General features: G+C 59.4%; 18 protein-coding genes. 5 read left to right on the top strand and 13 right to left on the bottom strand.

Translation table 11 applies throughout. The features are described 5' to 3' along the window. Positions 1-5 precede the first annotated feature (5 nt). Positions 6-1,451: a nodulation protein NodH gene (locus ACR0AC_RS09255; protein ID WP_480872958.1), complete on the top strand. Its 1,446-nt coding sequence runs from the start codon at positions 6-8 to the stop codon at positions 1,449-1,451. Here ACR0AC_RS09255 and ACR0AC_RS09250 read toward each other — a convergent pair. The 8 genes from ACR0AC_RS09250 to hslO all read right to left on the bottom strand — a co-directional run bounded on the left by ACR0AC_RS09250 (position 1,435) and on the right by hslO (position 10,768). Then, a complete protein-coding gene (locus tag ACR0AC_RS09250; protein ID WP_170453388.1) occupies positions 1,435-1,953 on the bottom strand; it encodes a L,D-transpeptidase family protein in 519 nt (172 codons plus the stop codon). The genes ACR0AC_RS09255 and ACR0AC_RS09250 overlap by 17 nt on opposite strands. Positions 1,954-2,011: 58 nt before the next feature. Further along, positions 2,012-2,797: an ion transporter gene (locus tag ACR0AC_RS09245; protein ID WP_170453387.1), complete on the bottom strand. Its 786-nt coding sequence runs from the start codon at positions 2,795-2,797 to the stop codon at positions 2,012-2,014. A gap of 15 nt (positions 2,798-2,812) precedes the next feature. Continuing rightward, a complete protein-coding gene (locus ACR0AC_RS09240; RefSeq protein WP_480872955.1) occupies positions 2,813-4,042 on the bottom strand; it encodes a class I SAM-dependent RNA methyltransferase in 1,230 nt (409 codons plus the stop codon). Positions 4,043-4,181: 139 nt separating this feature from the next. Then, entirely contained in the window at positions 4,182-6,014 is a 1,833-nt protein-coding gene (locus ACR0AC_RS09235) for an ABC transporter ATP-binding protein (RefSeq protein WP_480872953.1), read from the bottom strand. Beyond that, positions 6,011-7,849: an ABC transporter ATP-binding protein gene (locus tag ACR0AC_RS09230; RefSeq protein WP_480872951.1), complete on the bottom strand. Its 1,839-nt coding sequence runs from the start codon at positions 7,847-7,849 to the stop codon at positions 6,011-6,013. The genes ACR0AC_RS09235 and ACR0AC_RS09230 overlap by 4 nt, the downstream gene beginning before the upstream one ends. A 192-nt stretch (positions 7,850-8,041) precedes the next feature. Next, positions 8,042-9,196 carry a CCA tRNA nucleotidyltransferase gene (locus ACR0AC_RS09225; RefSeq protein WP_480872949.1) on the bottom strand — a complete coding sequence of 385 codons (1,155 nt, stop codon included), beginning with the start codon at positions 9,194-9,196 and terminating at the stop codon, positions 8,042-8,044. Next, positions 9,193-9,807 (bottom strand): CoA pyrophosphatase, encoded by a 615-nt coding sequence (locus ACR0AC_RS09220; RefSeq protein ID WP_480583312.1) that lies wholly within the window; start codon positions 9,805-9,807, stop codon positions 9,193-9,195. The genes ACR0AC_RS09225 and ACR0AC_RS09220 overlap by 4 nt, the downstream gene beginning before the upstream one ends. After that, positions 9,782-10,768: an Hsp33 family molecular chaperone HslO gene (gene hslO / locus ACR0AC_RS09215; protein WP_170520939.1), complete on the bottom strand. Its 987-nt coding sequence runs from the start codon at positions 10,766-10,768 to the stop codon at positions 9,782-9,784. The genes ACR0AC_RS09220 and hslO overlap by 26 nt, the downstream gene beginning before the upstream one ends. 76 nt (positions 10,769-10,844) lie before the next feature. Between hslO and ACR0AC_RS09210 the strand changes: the two genes are divergently transcribed. After that, complete coding sequence (locus ACR0AC_RS09210; protein ID WP_170453380.1) at positions 10,845-11,288, top strand: NUDIX hydrolase; 444 nt, start codon at positions 10,845-10,847, stop codon at positions 11,286-11,288. Here ACR0AC_RS09210 and ACR0AC_RS09205 read toward each other — a convergent pair. Continuing rightward, complete coding sequence (locus ACR0AC_RS09205; RefSeq protein ID WP_480872946.1) at positions 11,285-12,556, bottom strand: PP2C family protein-serine/threonine phosphatase; 1,272 nt, start codon at positions 12,554-12,556, stop codon at positions 11,285-11,287. The genes ACR0AC_RS09210 and ACR0AC_RS09205 overlap by 4 nt on opposite strands. A gap of 158 nt (positions 12,557-12,714) precedes the next feature. Between ACR0AC_RS09205 and ACR0AC_RS09200 the strand changes: the two genes are divergently transcribed. After that, positions 12,715-13,044, top strand: a complete 330-nt coding sequence (locus ACR0AC_RS09200; protein ID WP_480872944.1) for an Hpt domain-containing protein — start codon at positions 12,715-12,717, stop codon at positions 13,042-13,044. Here ACR0AC_RS09200 and ilvA read toward each other — a convergent pair. Both ilvA and ACR0AC_RS09190 read right to left on the bottom strand, forming a co-directional pair. Next, positions 13,041-14,267: a threonine ammonia-lyase IlvA gene (ilvA, locus tag ACR0AC_RS09195; protein ID WP_480872942.1), complete on the bottom strand. Its 1,227-nt coding sequence runs from the start codon at positions 14,265-14,267 to the stop codon at positions 13,041-13,043. The genes ACR0AC_RS09200 and ilvA overlap by 4 nt on opposite strands. Before the next feature lie 58 nt (positions 14,268-14,325). After that, positions 14,326-14,946: a threonine dehydratase gene (locus ACR0AC_RS09190; protein ID WP_480872940.1), complete on the bottom strand. Its 621-nt coding sequence runs from the start codon at positions 14,944-14,946 to the stop codon at positions 14,326-14,328. A 289-nt stretch (positions 14,947-15,235) separates the two neighbouring features. On the opposite strand from ACR0AC_RS09190, the gene ACR0AC_RS09185 reads away from it, so the two are divergent. Then, positions 15,236-16,459 carry an argininosuccinate synthase gene (locus ACR0AC_RS09185; protein WP_480626485.1) on the top strand — a complete coding sequence of 408 codons (1,224 nt, stop codon included), beginning with the start codon at positions 15,236-15,238 and terminating at the stop codon, positions 16,457-16,459. A 35-nt stretch (positions 16,460-16,494) separates the two neighbouring features. Here ACR0AC_RS09185 and ACR0AC_RS09180 read toward each other — a convergent pair whose 3' ends face one another. Next, the gene (locus ACR0AC_RS09180; RefSeq protein WP_480626484.1) at positions 16,495-16,674 is read right to left on the bottom strand and encodes a YegP family protein; all 180 of its coding nucleotides are present in this window, start codon (positions 16,672-16,674) and stop codon (positions 16,495-16,497) included. 386 nt (positions 16,675-17,060) lie between these two features. Here ACR0AC_RS09180 and ACR0AC_RS09175 point away from each other — a divergent pair, with 386 nt between their 5' ends. After that, a complete protein-coding gene (locus ACR0AC_RS09175; protein ID WP_480872937.1) occupies positions 17,061-17,342 on the top strand; it encodes an SCP2 sterol-binding domain-containing protein in 282 nt (93 codons plus the stop codon). Positions 17,343-17,360: 18 nt separating this feature from the next. Here the strand turns inward: ACR0AC_RS09175 and ACR0AC_RS09170 are convergent, their stop codons facing one another. Continuing rightward, on the bottom strand, positions 17,361-17,942 hold the full coding sequence (locus ACR0AC_RS09170) for a carboxymuconolactone decarboxylase family protein (RefSeq protein WP_480872935.1): 582 nt from the start codon (positions 17,940-17,942) through the stop codon (positions 17,361-17,363). Between the last annotated feature and the right edge of the window lie 8 nt (positions 17,943-17,950).

Here is a 17,950-nt window from a genome sequence, read left to right as displayed (position 1 = left end):
CGCCGATGACGCGTAAGTTTGACTATTTCATCGTATTGGCTGCGATGCGAACCGGTTCGAACCTGCTGGAGTCGAACCTGAACGCACTGAACGGAATCACCTGCCATGGCGAGGCGTTCAATCCCCATTTCATTGGCCGCGTCAAAGCGCAGGACGTGCTGGGCATCTCGCTGGAAGAGCGCGACGAAAATCCGACGCGGCTTATCGAGGCCATGCGCGCAGATACAGGCGATCTGAACGGTTTTCGCTATTTTCAGGAACACGACCCAAGGGTGCTGGACCCGGTCCTGAACGACCCGCGCTGCGCCAAGATCATTCTGACGCGTAACCCTCTGGACAGTTACCTGTCGCTGAAGATCGTGCGCAAAACCAAGCAATGGCAATTGAAGAACATCAAACGGCGGCTTGAGGCACAGGTCGAGTTTGATGGGCCAGAGTTCTCGGACTATCTGGATCAGTGCCAAGGCTTCCTGCGTCAGGTCCACACCCACCTGCAACGCACCGGCCAAAGCGCATTTTACATCGATTATGACGATCTGACCCGGTTGGACCTTCTGAACGGGCTGGCCGACTGGCTGGGCATTCCGGCGCGCCTAAGCCAGTTGGACGACCTGCTGAAACCGCAAAACCCGATCCCGGCGCTGTCCAAGGTCACAAATCCGGACCAGATGCAGAGCGACCTGTCCGGGCTTGACCTGCTGTCCATGCACCGCAGCCCGTATTTCGAACCAAAACGCGGACCGGCGGTTGAAGGGTATGTGATCGCGCCAAAATCTCGGCTGCTTTATATGCCGGTGCACGGCGGAATCGATCCGGTCATTCATCAGTGGATGGCCACGCTGGACAATGTTGGCACAGATGGCCTGATAACAAGCCCCTCGCGGCAGGAGGTGCAAGACTGGATGCGCGCCACGCCCGGACACCGTAAATTCACCGTGCTGCGCCACCCGCTGGCGCGCGCGCATACGGCCTTTTGTCGACATATCCTGAACACCGGACCAGAGTGTTACGAGGACATCCGCAAACAGTTGCGCAACCGCTTCAAACTGCCAATCCCCGGTCAAATCCGCGCGCACAACTATTCAATGGACCAGCATTATGAGGCGTTTTCCGCCTTCCTGACCTTCCTGCGCCATAACCTTGCCGGGCAGACGCCGATCCGGGTGGATGCAACTTGGTGCACCCAATCAGAAGCGCTGGCAGGGGTTTCGAAATTCGCCCTGCCCGACCTGATCCTGCGCGAAGACGACCTGAACCCAGCCCTGCCTGATCTGGCGCGCGGATTGGGCCACGCAAACCCGCCGATGCCCAAAAATGGTACTCCGGAAGAACCCTATGGCCTGGACGAAATCTGCGATGCCAAAATGCAGACGCTGGCAGCAGAAACCTATCAGCGCGACTTCGTGCAATTCGGATTCGGCGATTGGCGACCGATCAGGGGCGCAGAGTGATCAGCGTACCCCGGCCAACCATCGCGTAGATCTCTTCCATCTCGTCATTCTTGACCGCGATACAGCCCGCTGTCCAATCCGGCGTCTTTTTCGCGCGCCGCAGTTCTGACCGCAGGTTGGGCTGGCCGTGAATGAAAATGTCGCCGCCCGGATCGACACCTGCGGCCTTGGCCTGCGCGATGTCTTCCGAGTTGGGATAGGAAATCCCCAAAGACAGGTGATACCGGCTACGCGGGTTGCGGCGGTCGATCAGATAGGTGCCTTCGGGCGTGCGACCATCGCCACGCTTGGTCTTGGTGCCCCGGGGCGCAAAACCCAGATCAACGTCATAGTCACGCAAGACCTGCTCGTTATGCAAAAGATAAAGCTTGCGCGCGCCCTTGTTCACCACAAGAGACGTCACCTCGGGTCCGTTATAGGTCAGAAATCTGGGGCTGGCTGAGGCACAAGCCGAAAGGCTCAGCGTTGCCATCGCCCCCAATCCAAATGCTCGACGATCCATGTTTCACTGCCTGCTGCTCTTTTTTTGCGTATTATGCCAAAAAATCAAAAAACTGAAATCACTTTTTGATGTTTGATTGCTGAATAAGTCGTTGTTCAATGGCTTCCAGCCGTTCCAGCACCTCATCCCGGTAGGCGTCGGTTTTCACCTCATCCTCGGCATGGTGCGCATCCTGCATCGAATTCACGATCAGACCGACCAGCAGGTTCACCACAGCAAAAGTGGTGACCATGATGAAGGGCACAAAGAACAGCCAGGCGTAGGGATAAACCTCCATCACCGGGCGCACGATGCCCATGGACCAGCTTTCCAGTGTCATGATTTGGAACAGCGTATAGGCCGACAGACCCAGATCGCCGAACCAGTCCGGGAAGGAATACGAGAACAGCTTGGTCGAGATCACCGCGCCGATATAGAACAGGATCGCCATCAGCAGGAATACGCTGGCCATGCCCGGCAGGGCCGAGATGAACCCTTCGACCACCCGGCGCAGTCGCGGCGCGACCGAGATCACGCGCAGAACCCGCAGGATTCGCAGCGCCCGCAACACGGACAGGCCACCCGCACTGGGGACAAGGGCAACGCCCACGATCAGAAAATCAAACAGGTTCCAGCCGCTTTTGAAGAAGTTACGCCCGGTGGCGATCAGCTTCATCGCAATTTCGGCGACAAAGATCGCTAGGCACAACTTGTCGAGCGTCACGATCAGCGGGCCTGCAGCTTCCATCAGCACGGGCGAGGTTTCCATCCCCAACAGAATCGCATTGAAGATGATGACGCCGGTGATGAACCGACCAAAAGCCGGTGCCTCGATAATGTTCAGCAAACGCTGTTTGGACCCCATGCCTTGCCTGTCTCCTTAGGATGCGGGGTTCAGCACGAACCGCGCGGCCAGTTCCGTATGTGACGACCACCGAAATTGGTCAACGACCTGCACCCATTCAAGGGTATAGCCCGCATCGACAAGCGCTTTGGCATCGCGCGCAAAGGTGACCGGATTGCATGAGACATAGGCAATGACCGCTGGGCGTGCCTGCGCCAGTTCTGCCACCTGTGCCTCGGCCCCGGCGCGGGGTGGGTCAAGAACAACGGCGTCGAACGGCTTTAGTTCATCCGGCATCAAGGGGCGGCGAAACAGGTCGCGCGCCTCGACCGTGATGCGTTTCAGACCGGTCGTGCTGCGCCAGCCCTGATCCAAGGCTTGCGTCATCTCGGCCTCGCCCTCGACCGCATGAACCTCGGCCATCTGCGCCAGTGGCAGTGAGAATGTGCCGCTGCCTGCAAACAGGTCGACGACCCGCTTTGCCCCTTGAGTTGCCTCCAAAACAGCCTGTGTTAGAGCCTGCTCTCCGTCCTTTGTCGCCTGCAAAAACGCCCCGGGCGGGGGCGTGACTGCGGCCGATCCGAACCGCTGCGACGGGGCCTGCCGCATCGCGATCACCTCGCCATCCCAGCTGAGCCTTGCCAGCCCGTGTTTCTCGGTTTCTTGCGCCAGAGCCAGCTCCAGCGGGCCGTCCAGCGGTTTACCGCCTTTGACCGCCGCATCCAGCCCGCCCTCGGACAGGGTCAGCGTCACAGCCAGCACACCCTTGCGGCTGCCACCCAACAGGGCCAAAGCCTCGGCCGCCGGAATGGCGGCGATCAATGCGGGGTCCAGCAGGTGACAATCCGGGATATCGGTGATCGTGTCCGACGCCCGTCCGTGAAATCCGGCCAGCGCGCCCTTTTTCGTCCGCCGTACGGCAATCGTCGCCCGACGACGGGACCGATCGGGCGACGTGTGAATGGGCCGCATCGGGGCATCGAGCCCCTGCGCGGCCAGCGCGTTGCGCACCACCGCAACCTTCCAGTCGGCCACGAACGCGTCTGAGGCATGCTGCAATTGGCACCCACCGCAGGCCTTGTAATGCCGACATGGGGCCTTCACGCGCTGATCGGATGGGCTGTCCACCCGGATATCGGTCAGAACCTGACCGTGCAGAGTACCGCTCACCACCTCACCGGGTAAGGTTCGCGGAGCATAGACGGGGCCATCGGCGATACCGTCGCCCTGATGCCCCAGGCGGATTATGGTGAAGGTCTGCGTCATGACGTGGCTGATAACGGCGGTTTGCCCGCAACAAAACCCCCTAGGGCACTTTGCGTTTACTTTGGATCGCAATACGCTGCCTCTCCCTTCGGTCGAACGCGCATTTCGATGCTGTTTGGTTCAAGAACCGCAAAGGCCCCTATTCCGCAGCTTCAGCCTGAATGAACCCGCCCGACTGGCGATGCCAGAACCGCGCATACAGCCCGCCCTGATCCAAAAGCGCCTCATGCGTGCCGGTTTCAACGATCCGCCCGTGATCCAGAACAACGATCCGGTCCATCTCGCTGAGAGTTGACAGGCGGTGCGCGATCGCCAGAACGGTTTTGCCCTGCATGACCCGATGCAACGCGGTTTGGATCGAAGCCTCAACTTCGGAATCCAGTGCCGATGTCGCCTCGTCCAGCACCAGAATTGGCGCGTCTTTCAGGATGGCGCGGGCTAAGGCGATCCGCTGCCGCTGACCACCGGATAGCTTCACACCACGCTCGCCCAGATGCGCATCGTATCCTTTGCGACCCTGCGCATCTTCAAGGCTCAGAATGAACTCATGCGCCTCGGCCTTTTCGGCGGCTTCGATCATGTCCGCCTCGGACGCATCCGGGCGACCATAGAGGATATTCTCACGGGCCGAACGGTTGAACATCGCGGTTTCCTGCGTGACCATGCCGATCTGACGGCGCAGACTGTCCTGCGTCACCTGCGACACGTCCTGCCCGTCGATGCGAATAGCGCCGTTTTCCCCGTCATAGAGCCTGAGCAGAAGCGACACGAGCGTCGATTTCCCTGCCCCGGACGCGCCGACGATGCCCAGTTTCTCACCCGGTTTGACGGTCAGATTCAGGTCGGCCACACCGCCGATATCGCGGCCATAGGCAAAGCTGACCGCGTCAAAGGCGATGCCACCTTCGGTCACCACCAAGTCCGTGGCCTGCGCGGCATCCTCGACCCGGTCGCGCTTGGCCAGTGTCTTCATCCCGTTCTCGATCTCACCGACATTTGCGTAAAGGCCCATCAGCGTAAAACTGACCCAACCGGTCATCTGCGCGATCCGGATCGAAACAGCACCTGCGGCCACGATATCGCCAGCGGTTGCCATGCCGAACTGCCACAGCCACAGGGTCGCGCCCAGCAGTAGCACGGGCAAAACGCCAGCCAATGTCATCAGGATGAAACGGAAACTGGCAGAGAGTTTGCCGAAATCCAGCGACCGCTCGCGCAGTTCCACCATCGAATCACGCGCGGCCTGATCCTCGAACGCGGAATGGGCGAACAGCTTGACCGTTTTGATGTTGGTGATCGTGTCAACGACCTGTCCCGACACCATCGCCCGTGCCCCGGCCCGAGCCCCCGACAGCTTGCGAATGCGCGGCAAGTACCAGCGAACCAGCAGAAAATAGACCGCCAACCAGCCGGCGAAGGGCAGCATCACCAGCGGATGAATAGACCCTAACAAAAGCAAAGAACCGACCAATGAAGCCAACGCAAACACAATCGCGCTGATCGTTTCCGAGACGACCGAGGCCATGGCGTTGGACGTTTGCATCTGCTTCTGGGCGATCCGCCCGGCGAAATCATCGTCGAAATAGGTCACCGACTGGCCCAGCGTCCAGCGGTTCAGCTTGGCCAGAACCAAAGGTGGGATATTGGGCATGACGATATAGTTGTTCGACACCGACGAGAGGCCAAACAGGATCGGACGCAGCAGCATGAAAAAGACCACCGCTGCGAAGATCATCCACATGTTCTCGGCGGTCAGAAAGTTTTCGGGGCCGCTGGAGGTTGCGACATCGATCACCTCGCCCAGAATCCAGGCCGTGACCGCCTCCATCGCGCCAGCGGTGGCCGAGAAGAAGGCCGCGACAAACAGCATGGGCCAGGCGCCGGACAGGCTCCAGCGAATGAACGCCCCCAACGTCTGCGGTGGGGGCGTTTCGATGTTTTTGAACGGGATTATGAGGTCAGCAACCCTCATTCCGCGGCCTCCGGGTTCATGAAGCCGCCAGATTGCCGCGCCCAGAACTGCGCGTAAAGGCCACCCTGCGCCAAAAGATCGGAATGCGCGCCCTCTTCGACGATGCGACCGGCATCCATCACCAGAATGCGGTCCATCTGCGCAATGGTGCTGAGCCTGTGGGCAATGGCGATCACGGTTTTACCTTGCATCATGCCGTAGAGGGTTTCCTGAATCGACGCTTCGACCTCGGAATCTAGGGCAGAAGTCGCCTCGTCCAACAACAGGATCGGCGCGTCCTTCAGAATCACCCGTGCCAGAGTTACCCGTTGCCGTTGACCGCCGGACAGCTTAACGCCCCGCTCGCCCACATGGGCGTCATAGCCGGTGCGGCCCTGCGGGTCTTGCAGGTCCAGAATGAACTCATGCGCTTCGGCCTGTTTTGCTGCGGCAACCATCTGTTCTTCGGTCGCGTCGGGACGACCATAGAGGATGTTGTCGCGCACCGATCGATGCAGCAATGCGCTGTCCTGCTGGACCATCCCGATATGACTGCGCAAGCTGTCCTGTGTGACACCCGCGATGTTCTGGCCGTCGATCAAAATCGCACCGCGTTCAACGTCGTAAAACCGCAAAAGCAGCTTAACTAGGGTCGATTTCCCCACACCGGACCGCCCGATCAGGCCGATCTTTTCACCCGGATGGATGGTCAGGTTGATGTGATCCAGACCACCGGTTTCACGGCCATAATGATGCGACAGGTCGCGAATTTCGATCTCACCTTTGCCCAGCTGTAATGGCTTTGCATCAGGTGCATCCAGCAATTGGATCGGCTGCGCAATTGTCTCCAACCCCTCGGCCACGACACCAAGCTGGCGGAACAGGCTGGTCAGCGCCCACATGATCCAACCGGTCATGGCGTTCAAACGCAGGGTCAGAGCGGTTGCCGCTGCCACAACACCAACTGAGGCTTGGCCTTGCATCCACAGAACGATGGCCCAGCCGACTACGCCCACAATCAGGAAGCCATTCAGAACGACCAGAATGGCGTCCATGATGGTGAAAATCCGCATCTCGACCTGAACGGTGCGACGCGTTTCGGAAATCGCTTCCTTCGCGTAGCCCAACTCTTGATCGGCATGCGCGAACATCTTGACCGAGTGAATGTTTGTATAGCTGTCCACCACGCGGCCCGTCACGGTTGAACGCGCATCCGATGCGGCCTGTGACGCCGGACCGACGCGCCGAACCGCCCAGTTGACCAGCACGACATAAAGCGCAAACCAGATCAGCAGCGGCAACAACAGCCGCGTGTCTGCGGCCATAAGCAGGATTGCAGCCCCGACCAGATAGGCCAGCGAGAAAGAAATCGCGTCGAAAACCTGAAACACCACCTCGCCAGCGGCGGGCGGGGTCTGCATGATCCGGTTGGCGATGCGCCCGGCAAAGTCGTTTTCAAACCAGCTAACCGACTGGCGCAGAACGTGCTTGTGGGCCCGCCAGCGAAACAGAGTGCCATACTGAGGCAGGATCGCGTTGTTGATCACAAGCACGTCCAGAATGTGCAAAATTGGCCGCAACAAAAGGATAAACGCAGCCATCAACAGCAATTCTGTCCCGTGTTCTTTCCATACATTGGCCGGAGACCCGCCAAGCAAGTCCACAACGCGTCCCATGTAGTAGATCAGGCCGACCTCGACCCCAGCGACAACAATGGACAGCAGCGTTGCCCATACGAACACGCGGAAGAATGGCCGCGAGTATTCCAGCATGAAGGGCCACAGCCGCGTCGGCGGCGTGTCGGTCTCATGATAGGCGACAAAAGGGTCAACAAGGTTTTCGAAGTAGCGAAACATGGAAGCGTGCTCCGATTGAGCAAAACAAAAGACGTGCGAAGAAGAATGGCGCCTGAACACCACCCTTTACGGGGCAAGTGTCCCGGCTTTAGCCGAACCAGATCCCGTAATACATTCGCATTCCTCCATCCATGTGTCAGGCGCACGTAACCACAAAGCTGTTGGTTTGTCATCCCCTTTTGAGACTTCCCGTCAGCCGGTCAGCAAATCCTCGCGGGTCAGGGTGAAGCCCGACGCGATCCAGCGCGCCTCAAGCTCTGCCAGTTTTTGGCCCAGCGCGGGGCCGGTGAAATCGGGGATCAGATCTGCCGCCTTGATCGGAAAGCGTGCGGCTGCGCCGCTGTGCAACTGGGTCCTCAGGTCGTCGGACCATGGTTCTTCCAGAAACGCGCAGCGCAACAGGGTCTCGTGCAGGCCGCCCTCATCTCCGTATCGATAGCCCAGTTCGGCCACGCTGGTCGGTGCCTGAGCTTCGTCCCGCATTCGGGTCAGCCGTTGCAATTGAGACCGGCTGAGGCGCAGGGTCGCGGCATCCTCGGGCGTGGCGATGGCGGCAAGGCGGCGCACTGGCTCGGGTTCGGCCCCTGCGGCCTGTTCAATCGCCACCAAGGGCGCAAGCGCGCGGTCATTCGCGCCGGGCAACAGACGCGCCAGAACGCCGGTGCTGCGCATCGCGGCAACTGACGGGGCCGGATCGGGCGCAGCCAGCAGTTTCAGCAACTCGGCCCCGACGCGTTCGCGGGACAGGGTGGACAGCCCGTCCAGATTGCCCGCAATCGCCGCCAAGGCATCCGCATCGAACCCGGCCTCGGCATCGCCGTACCAGGCGTGAAACCGGAAGTACCGCAGAGAACGCAGATAATCCTCGCGGATACGGTTTTGGGCGGTTCCGATAAAGCGCACGCGGCGTGCCTCAAGATCGGGCAGGCCCAAAAGCGGGTCTAACACGGTGCCATCTGGCCGGGCATAGATCGCATTCATGGTGAAATCGCGCCGCGCTGCGTCTTCCTCGACCTTCTCGGAAAAGGCGACAACGGCCCGGCGACCATCGGTTTCAACATCGCGGCGAAAGGTGGTGATCTCATGCGGGATGTGATCGCAGACCACGGTGACTGTACCATGGTCAATCCCGGTCGGAATCGCCTTGAGGCCTGCGGCTTGTGCCAGCTCAACCACCCGGTTCGGCAGCGCATCGGTCGCAATGTCGATATCCGAGACCGGCGCGCCCAGCAGGGCATTGCGCACGCAGCCCCCGACAAACAGGGCTTGCGCCCCGCCTTCGGTCAGGGCCGCGCAAACCCTCTGAGTTGCTGGGTCCGAAACCCAGGCCGCGCTGATCTGCTTCATTCACTCACCCGTGCCGCCAACCCGCGCAATATGCGGGCGGTCGCGCCCCAGATGTAATAGGGGCCATAAGGCACGGCATAGTATCTGCGCCGTTGACCCCGCCATCTGCGCGACTCGATCACATAATTCGCAGGGTCCAGCACATGTGCAAGCGGAACCGAGAAAACCTCGTCGACTTCGCCGGGTTCGGGCACGGGGTCAAACCCCTGCCGGACGATGGCAACCACCGGGGTCATCGAAAACGAAGTCACGGTTTCATGGTCAGGCAAAAACCCGATCACTTCGGGCAGATCGGGCGGCAGGCCGATTTCCTCGCGCGCCTCGCGCAAGGCTGCGGCGGTGATGTCCACATCCCCTTCATCCTGCTTGCCACCCGGAAAGGCGATCTGACCGGGATGGTGTTTCAGGGCAGATGATCGTTTGGTCAGGATCAGATGCGGCTCATCGCCGGTCAGCAGGATCGGCACCAACACCCCCGCCGGACGCAATTTGCGCCCGGGCGGAAGCACGGTTTCCGGGTTCAGGTCAAAGTCGCTGGACCCGTAACCCGGACGACGCAAGGCCGCAGCAATGCGGGCGGTAAGGTCATGCACCGCTGGCGTCTTCTGCATCAAATCCAACCGTTGCGGGATCGAGCACATAGTGGGCCCCGCAGAACTGACAATCGGCTGTCACCTGCCCTTCGGGCGTGGTCATCTTTTCGATGTCCTTGGCCGAATAGATCGACAGGCTTTGGCGCACACGTTCCTCGGAGCAGGTACAGCCAAACTGCACCGCCTGCGCGTCATAGACACGGGGGCCTTCCTCGTGGAACAGGCGAACCAAAAGGTCGGTGGGCGCGACCGAGGGACCGATCATCTCAAGATCTTCGACCGTATCCAGCAGGATGTTGACACGGCCCCAGTTTTCGCCCTCTTCGCCATCAACCAGATCATTTGCGGTCAGGATCTCGCCGGTACCCTCGCCCGAGGCCGCAAAGGGCGAGGCTTTGGGCATGTGCTGCAACATGATACCGCCCGCGCGCCAATGTTCGCCCACACCCGGCTCGGTCGATTTGCCGAAGCTGAGCGAGAAGCGGGTCGGCAACTGTTCTGACTGGGCAAAATACGCTTCAGCGCAGGCGCTGATCGAGCCTCCGGCCAGCGGGGTGATGCCCTGATAGGGCTGGGTGCCTTCGCCCTGATCGATCATGATCGCAAAATACCCCTCGCCCACCTGATCGAAGGGGGCGGAATCTGTCAGGCGATCCCGGTCGAAACTGGCATAGGCCCGGATGCGGGCCGGTTCGCCCTCGACCTTCGGCGCGTAGTAGTCCGTGGCGATCATCCGCACCGCGCCCTTGGATTGCACCTGCAAGGACAGTTTCCAGCGCAACGAAACGGTCTGGCCGATCAACGCGGTCAGCAGGGCCATCTCGGCCACCAAAGCCTCAACCTGTTCGGGGTAGTCATGCTGCTTCAGGATGCCGTCCAGCACGCCATCCAGACGGGCCACGCGCCCGCGCATATCCGATACATCGAGTTGAAAGGGCAGGACGGTATCGTCCCACGCGATTTTTGTTCCAAGAGACATGGGGTTTCCTTACACGCCAAGGGTTGGCATACCGGCACCATATAGGTCGCAGAGATTGGGTTGTAAGGGGCCATACATGATCAGACGGTTTGGCGAAACCCCCGAACCCGGGCGCAGATACACCCAAAGGGTTGGTGTTTACGCTTTGCTGCCGCGCGGCAGAAGCCTGCTGCTGACCTGCCAGACCGAACCGGGCCCGGATCTGCAACTGCCCGGCGGCGGGATCGACCCAGGCGAATCGCCTGTTACCGCGCTGCACCGCGAGGTTTATGAGGAAACAGGTTGGCGCATCGCCAAACCGGAACGCGTGGGGGCGTTTCGCCGGTTCACCTATATGCCGGAATATGACCTGTGGGCCGAGAAGGTCTGCCTGATCTATCGTGCCCGCCCGGTCCGCCGCATGGGTCCGCCGACCGAAGATATTCACGAGGCGCTTTGGATGGACACCGCGGATGCGGTGGAACTGCTGGGCAATGACGGTGATCGCCACTTTGCCAACCTGCATCTTGGCCGCCTTTAGGGGCCGTTATATTCGAAATACACCGCCGACACGTCATCACCCATACCGTCCTCGGGCGACATGAGCTGTGTCAGGCGCCAGAACATATCGTCCAGAAATTCGGACCCACCGCGCCCGGTGGCGCAGTCGAGGGCCATGTCGCGCAAACCCTCCTCTTCCAGCAATCCGCCCTCTGCCAGATGGCATTCGGTGAACCCATCGGAATACAGCAATAGCCGATCCCCCGGATGCAGTTGGGTTTCGATCTGTTGAAACGACACGTCCGAGATCAACCCGATTGGCAGCCCCCCTTCGCCCAGAAACTCGGTGCTGCCATCCTTGCGCAAAACCAACGGGTGAGGGTGCCCGGCCTGTACCAGCTTCATATGCCCGTTGCGCAGATCGACGATGGCGTAAACCATCGTGAAGTACTCCTCGATACCGGCATCCGCCATCAACCGCATATTCAGCATCCCGGCCACCTCATCCGGCGGCAACAGGGCGTAGAATTTATCGAAACGACGCTCCATCGCCACGTTCTGATCGAAATGCTTGCTGGACAGATAGCCACCCAGCCGCGCCGTCATCATGGCCGAGGTGATGCCATGGCCCGACACGTCAATGCTGTAGAAACCCAGCCGGTTTGGACCGGGTGAGAACATGCCCACCAGATCACCACCAATATGACCGCAGGGTTTCGACAACAGACTGACGCGGGATTTGCCGAATGTCTGCGTCAGTTCAGGCACCAGCGATTCCTGAATCTTGCGGGCCTGCATCAGGTCCTTGTCGATAGCGTCATGTGCCAGCTTCAACTCGTCCAAGGCGGATTCGATCAGCCGGTTCTTTTCGGACAATTCGCGCTGCATATCCAGAATTCGCGCCCCTGCCGATATACGGGCGCGCAGTTCATCGGCCTCAAGCGGTTTGATCAGGAAATCATCGGCCCCGGCATCAAGGCCGCGCGCGACCTCCTGCTTTTCGCTTTTTGAGGTCAACAGGATGAAATAGCTGTAATGCTCGGCCTCAAGCGCGCGGAAGGCGCGGCAGAACTCCAGCCCGCTCATCCCCGGCATGACCCAATCGCTGAGCACAAGATCGGGCACGGACCGGGCGCATAACTCGATAGCGGCTTCGCCAGTGTCGGCCTCAAGCACCTCGAAGCCCCATTTCTTGAGCGAGGCAACCAGAATCCGACGTTGCAGGCGGCTGTCATCCACAACCAGCACCTTTCGGATCGCGCCGAAATCCAGATCCGATCTGGTTTCCTCAAGATTTGCCGCTGGCACTCTGCAACCCCATGCTGTTCCTCTGACCGGGACAGGGTGACCGTATCGCCCGGGGGTTTAACATCAGGTGAAGGCCCTCGGGCCCCTCGGAGTTTAACCCGACATTTACCCGTACCGAGTTACCAAGGGTCAGCCCAATCCGATGCAGGAGGATGACAATGATCCACTGGCCCCGAGTCAGACAGTTGCGGGACGAGGTCGGCGCGGATGAGTTTGACGAGGTTATCCAGATCTTTCTGGATGAGGTGCAAGAGGTCATCGCCCGCCTGCACGCCGATACCCAGCGGCTTGAGCTGGAACAGAACCTGCATTTCCTGAAAGGCAGCGCGCTGAGCCTTGGGTTCGACCAGTTCTCAAGACTCTGTCAGGATGGTGAGCGGCGCGCCGCAGCCGGTCATGCGGCCGAGGTGGATCTGTCCGAAATCCTGTCCGTCTATGACGCATCCAAATTGGTGTTTCAGGCGGATCTGGCCCGGAACCTGACCTAGATCACAAACTGCGCCAGGGTCTCATCCTCGGTGATGTCGGTATAGGTGAACCCGGCCTCATCCAGATGCGCAAACAGGCGCATGAAATTCTCGGGCTTGCGGGTTTCGATCCCGATCAGGACCGAGCCGAAGTTGCGGGCCGATTTCTTCATGTATTCGAATCGGGCGATGTCATCCTCGGGGCCGAGGATGTTCAGGAACTCTTTCAACGCGCCGGGGCGCTGCGGCAGGCGCAGGATGAAGTATTTTTTGACCCCGGAATAGCGCTGAGCCCGCTCCTTGACCTCGGGCAGGCGTTCAAAGTCGAAATTACCACCTGAGGTAACGCAGACCACCGTCTTGCCCCGGACAAAGCTTTGCACATCGCCCACCGCCTCAACCGCCAGCGCCCCGGCGGGTTCCAGAACGATGCCTTCGACATTCAGCATTTCGATCATGGTGGCGCATATGCGATCCTCGGACATCACCAGAACATCCGACAAATGGCGAGAGCGCAGCAGGTCAAAGGGTTTCGCGCCGATCCGGCCAACGGCGGCCCCGTCGACGAACGTATCCACCTGATCCAGTGACACCGGATGCCCTGCCGCCAAAGCCGCGCGCAGGCACGCCCCGCCCGCAGGCTCGACAAACAGGCAATGCGTGCGATCGCCGAACCACGTTGCTACGCCCGCCGACATACCGCCGCCGCCCACCGGCAACAGCAGATGATCGGGTACATCACCAAGCTGTTGCTCGATCTCGACCGCCAATGAGGCCTGCCCTTCGATCACGTCTTCATCATCAAAGGGCGACAGGAAATGCCCGCCCTTTTGCGCGCACCAGGCCTGCGCGGCGGCCAGAGTGTCATCGAAATAGTCGCCGGTCAGATGAATCTCGATATTGTCCCCGCCAAAGATGCGAGTCTTCTGGATCTTCTGCTGCGGGGTTGTCACCGGCATGAAGATCACGCCTTTGACGTCCAGATGCTTGCACATGAAGGCCACGCCCTGCGCGTGATTGCCTGCGCTGGCGCAGACGAACAGGTCCTGCCCCTGCTGCTTGCGCATGGCATTGAACGCGCCGCGAATCTTGTAAGACCGCACCGGGCTGAGGTCTTCGCGCTTGAGCCAGATATCGGCGCCATAACGGTCAGACAGATGCGCATTCCGCTGCAACGGCGTTGCAGGGAAAACAGTGCGCATCGCCTGTTCGGCAGCGCGGGCGCGGGTCATGAAATCACTCATGACCGTTTCACTGACCCATCCCGACTAAAAGGGCAAGGAATACATATGTGTACGCGGGTCAGGAAAGCTCGCGCTTTTCGACGAAAACACCGTACATCGTGGTCAGGATGCTGACATTGACAAGGTAGAGGATCAACGTGACTGCAAAAACAACCAGCGCTCCGACAATCGAAACACCCATCAATGGCGCTGTGATGAGGTTCACCGCACCCTGAATAAGCCCGGACACGATCAGCAAAACAAAGATCGCGCCCTCGGTACCTCGGGTTGCGTCCCATGCCTGTTTGAACGTCAGGGGCTGACCAATCGCGGCAGCTGGCAGCAACACGACCAGCCGGTACAGGCAGACGATTACGCCCAGCGCCCCAAGACCCAGCACAACAATGCCCGACGACTGAGACATTGATGAGGCAATGCCAGAGGCAATCGCGACTGGTATCAACAGGATAACGGCGGCAAGACCCAACAAAAACCCGTGGCCGACATAGGACAACACGCGATCAACCCGGAACTGCGGAATCCATCCCGTCGGGTATTCGGCCAGCAATACAAATCGGTGCCATTCGACAACGATCCAGCATGCCGTAATCAGCATGCCAATCCAGATCACGATCAGGACTAGGAAGATCGTTGCATTCCCTGATGAGAACAGATCGTTTTCCGGTCCCCCGGGGGACATCATCCTTTGCAAAATACTCGCCGCGACAAACACGACAATTGCACCGCCAAACCAGAGTGCAACAGGAACGAGACCGATCTGCAAGGCCTGCCTGAAATTGCCCAAAACCATCCGCACCGAATGCACAAATATCTTCCAGCCCAACATCCGAAAACCGCGCCTCTCAACCAATTCTTGTTCTCTATCGCCTCGTTTCACCCTAATTCCCGGACGTGGTCAACGCACATAACTTGCCCCCGCGTTCAAAACCCGTTAGGGGCCAATCGTCTTACGAATAAGGGGAAGTCAGATGTCCGCGCCCAAGAAAGTTGTTCTGGCCTATTCCGGTGGCCTTGATACCTCGATCATCCTGAAATGGTTGCAGACCGAATATGGCTGTGAGGTCGTCACCTTCACCGCCGATCTGGGTCAGGGCGAGGAACTGGAACCCGCCCGCCAAAAGGCCGAGCTGCTGGGGATCAAGCCCGAGAACATCTATATCGAGGATATCCGCGAGGAATTCGTCCGCGATTTCGTCTTCCCGATGTTCCGCGCCAATGCGCAGTACGAAGGCCTGTATCTGCTGGGCACCTCGATCGCGCGGCCGCTGATCTCGAAACGTCTGGTCGAGATTGCGCAAGCCACCGGGGCCGATGCAGTTGCACACGGTGCAACCGGCAAGGGCAACGATCAGGTGCGGTTCGAACTGGCGGCTTATGCGCTGAACCCCGACATCAAGGTGATCGCGCCGTGGCGCGAGTGGGATCTGACCAGCCGCACCAAGCTGCTGGAATTTGCTGAACAGAACCAGATCCCGATTGCCAAGGACAAACGCGGTGAGGCTCCGTTCTCGGTCGATGCCAACCTGCTGCACACCTCGTCGGAAGGGAAAGTTCTGGAAGACCCCGCCGATATGGCGCCCGATTACGTCTATCAGCGCACCGTCCACCCCGAGGACGCACCCGATCAGCCCGAGTTCATCGAGATCGGCTTTGAAAAAGGCGACGCGGTCAGCATCAATGGCGAGGCGATGAGCCCCGCGACCATCCTGACCAAGCTGAACGAATATGGCGGCAAGCACGGCATTGGTCGTCTGGACCTCGTCGAAGGCCGTTTTGTCGGCATGAAGTCGCGCGGTATCTACGAAACCCCCGGCGGCACCATCCTGCTGGAGGCGCATCGCGGCATCGAATCCATCACCATGGACCGCGGCGCGATGCACCTGAAAGACCAGCTGATGCCGCAATATGCGGAACTGATCTATAACGGTTTTTGGTACAGCCCCGAGCGCGAGATGCTGCAGGCCGCCATCGACAAATCGCAAGAACATGTCACCGGAACCGTGCGGGTGAAGCTGTACAAAGGTCTGGCCTCGACCGTGGGCCGCTGGTCGGATCATTCGCTCTATTCCGAGGCACATGTGACCTTTGAGGAAGACGCCGGTGCCTATGACCAGACCGATGCGGCGGGCTTTATCCAGTTGAACGCGCTGCGCCTGAAACTGCTGGCGGCGCGGGATCGTAGAACAAGCTAAAGAAATGGGCAGCGCTTGCTGCCCACCCCTATTTCTTACGCCGCCTGTTGTTCGTGAACAGGAGCATTGTATGCTGATTTCGTAAGATTAATGCCGTGCTCAGCATCCGCTTTGCGCACATAACTCTCAGACGAAACAGCAATGGGTTCGTGGTTGGAAGCTTTCAGCGTCCATCGCCAGTACCCGGCAGAGTCTTTATAAAGAACGTAATACATTCTCGTGTCTCCACTATGTTGCCGCGGCCCCGACGGAAGTGCCGGAACCTGCTAGGACGCCGCAACATGCTTGACGGGACTCGCGATATCGTTGAGAATCGCAGTGTCTATACCAGACAGAATGCCCGTTTGCGGCAGTCTTGGGGCACCTATTCCACTAGGTGCCCCTTTATGATTGCGAGTCCGAGCCCGCGAGTCGAGTCTTTTTCTATGTGGTATTACAACATGTTGGGCTAGAAGCTTCGCCGCATACCGGATATTCGACAACGTACGCTCTCGATTCAGCGACTCAAAATACAAGAAGCTCTTACGCTTCCAGCTTGGTCAACCTTGCCAAATTCATCTCTTTATTATTACGCAAGCGTCAATCAAGAGAAGGACAGATCATGCTGCAAGACATCGCCGACGGAATTCAGAAAGGCCTGAACGGCAAAAGCTTTGACGGCTCGCTCAAATTCGATTGCGGCGACGATGGGGTGATCGTTCTGGCCGACAATACCGCCAGCACTCAGGATCGCGACACCGATTGCACGATCCGGATTTCCAAAGACAATCTGGGCAAACTGCTGACCGGCAAGCTGAACCCGATGACCGGCGTCGCGATGGGGAAACTCAAGATTTCGGGCAATATGGGCGTTGCGATGAAACTGGGGCAGTTGCTGGGCTGAGGTCAGCCCACCCCCAGGCTAGTCGTCGCCTTTGTAATACCCGATCACGTCATTCTCGGTCGTGGCCCCCAGCCCGTTCAGCAACCGGTTGGAATAGTTGAAATACGCGCAGACCTGATTGACCTCGAGGATTTCGCCATCCTCGCACCCGGCGATTTTCAGCGCCTCGAAATCCGATTTCACCATCTTTCCCACATCCGTGGTCAGCTTGGCCGCATAGCGCAGCAAGGCCAGTTCCTTGCCGTCGAACTCATCTTCGGGCCGATGCGCCTTGAGCGCGACAAAGATCCGGTCGCTGCGCGGCTGATCCTTCAGCAGATTGCGCACATTCATGAAGTGATGCGTCAGCGAATAGGTACAGTCGTTCAGGATCGAGGTATAGCTGGCCACCACCTCAAGAAACCAGAACGGCAGCTTGTTGTCCTGTGAATGCAGGACCGACCGATACAGCGTGACGTGCCCGTTCATCGTCTCGGGCCGCAGCGAATGCACCCGCATCACGGTGTCGACAGTGCCGTGCGGGGTCCGCGCCTTGTCCAACAGCTCTTTCAGGCGACCTTCGGCTTGTTCATCGGAGATCATGTCGATCCAGGCGCTCATCTGGGGTT

It is taken from the genome of Ruegeria sp. H7, from assembly GCF_056532945.1.
Note: the sequence above shows the minus strand (reverse complement) of the source record. Positions and strands in the feature narration are given on the sequence as shown.

What these genes read in the sequence shown, in the direction of transcription:
- ACR0AC_RS09185 (WP_480626485.1), top strand. Translation starts at nt 15,236, where the DNA reads ATGTCCGCGCCCAAGAAAGTTGTTCTGGCCTATTCCGGTGGCCTTGAT.
- ACR0AC_RS09250 (WP_170453388.1), bottom strand. Translation starts at nt 1,953, where the DNA reads ATGGATCGTCGAGCATTTGGATTGGGGGCGATGGCAACGCTGAGCCTT.
- ACR0AC_RS09175 (WP_480872937.1), top strand. Translation starts at nt 17,061, where the DNA reads ATGCTGCAAGACATCGCCGACGGAATTCAGAAAGGCCTGAACGGCAAA.
- ACR0AC_RS09190 (WP_480872940.1), bottom strand. Translation starts at nt 14,946, where the DNA reads ATGTCCCCCGGGGGACCGGAAAACGATCTGTTCTCATCAGGGAATGCA.
- ACR0AC_RS09220 (WP_480583312.1), bottom strand. Translation starts at nt 9,807, where the DNA reads ATGCAGAAGACGCCAGCGGTGCATGACCTTACCGCCCGCATTGCTGCG.
- hslO (WP_170520939.1), bottom strand. Translation starts at nt 10,768, where the DNA reads ATGTCTCTTGGAACAAAAATCGCGTGGGACGATACCGTCCTGCCCTTT.
- ACR0AC_RS09255 (WP_480872958.1), top strand. Translation starts at nt 6, where the DNA reads ATGACGCGTAAGTTTGACTATTTCATCGTATTGGCTGCGATGCGAACC.
- ACR0AC_RS09230 (WP_480872951.1), bottom strand. Translation starts at nt 7,849, where the DNA reads ATGTTTCGCTACTTCGAAAACCTTGTTGACCCTTTTGTCGCCTATCAT.
- ACR0AC_RS09245 (WP_170453387.1), bottom strand. Translation starts at nt 2,797, where the DNA reads ATGGGGTCCAAACAGCGTTTGCTGAACATTATCGAGGCACCGGCTTTT.
- ilvA (WP_480872942.1), bottom strand. Translation starts at nt 14,267, where the DNA reads ATGAGTGATTTCATGACCCGCGCCCGCGCTGCCGAACAGGCGATGCGC.
- ACR0AC_RS09180 (WP_480626484.1), bottom strand. Translation starts at nt 16,674, where the DNA reads ATGTATTACGTTCTTTATAAAGACTCTGCCGGGTACTGGCGATGGACG.
- ACR0AC_RS09225 (WP_480872949.1), bottom strand. Translation starts at nt 9,196, where the DNA reads ATGAAGCAGATCAGCGCGGCCTGGGTTTCGGACCCAGCAACTCAGAGG.
- ACR0AC_RS09200 (WP_480872944.1), top strand. Translation starts at nt 12,715, where the DNA reads ATGATCCACTGGCCCCGAGTCAGACAGTTGCGGGACGAGGTCGGCGCG.
- ACR0AC_RS09240 (WP_480872955.1), bottom strand. Translation starts at nt 4,042, where the DNA reads ATGACGCAGACCTTCACCATAATCCGCCTGGGGCATCAGGGCGACGGT.
- ACR0AC_RS09210 (WP_170453380.1), top strand. Translation starts at nt 10,845, where the DNA reads ATGATCAGACGGTTTGGCGAAACCCCCGAACCCGGGCGCAGATACACC.
- ACR0AC_RS09170 (WP_480872935.1), bottom strand. Translation starts at nt 17,942, where the DNA reads ATGAGCGCCTGGATCGACATGATCTCCGATGAACAAGCCGAAGGTCGC.
- ACR0AC_RS09235 (WP_480872953.1), bottom strand. Translation starts at nt 6,014, where the DNA reads ATGAGGGTTGCTGACCTCATAATCCCGTTCAAAAACATCGAAACGCCC.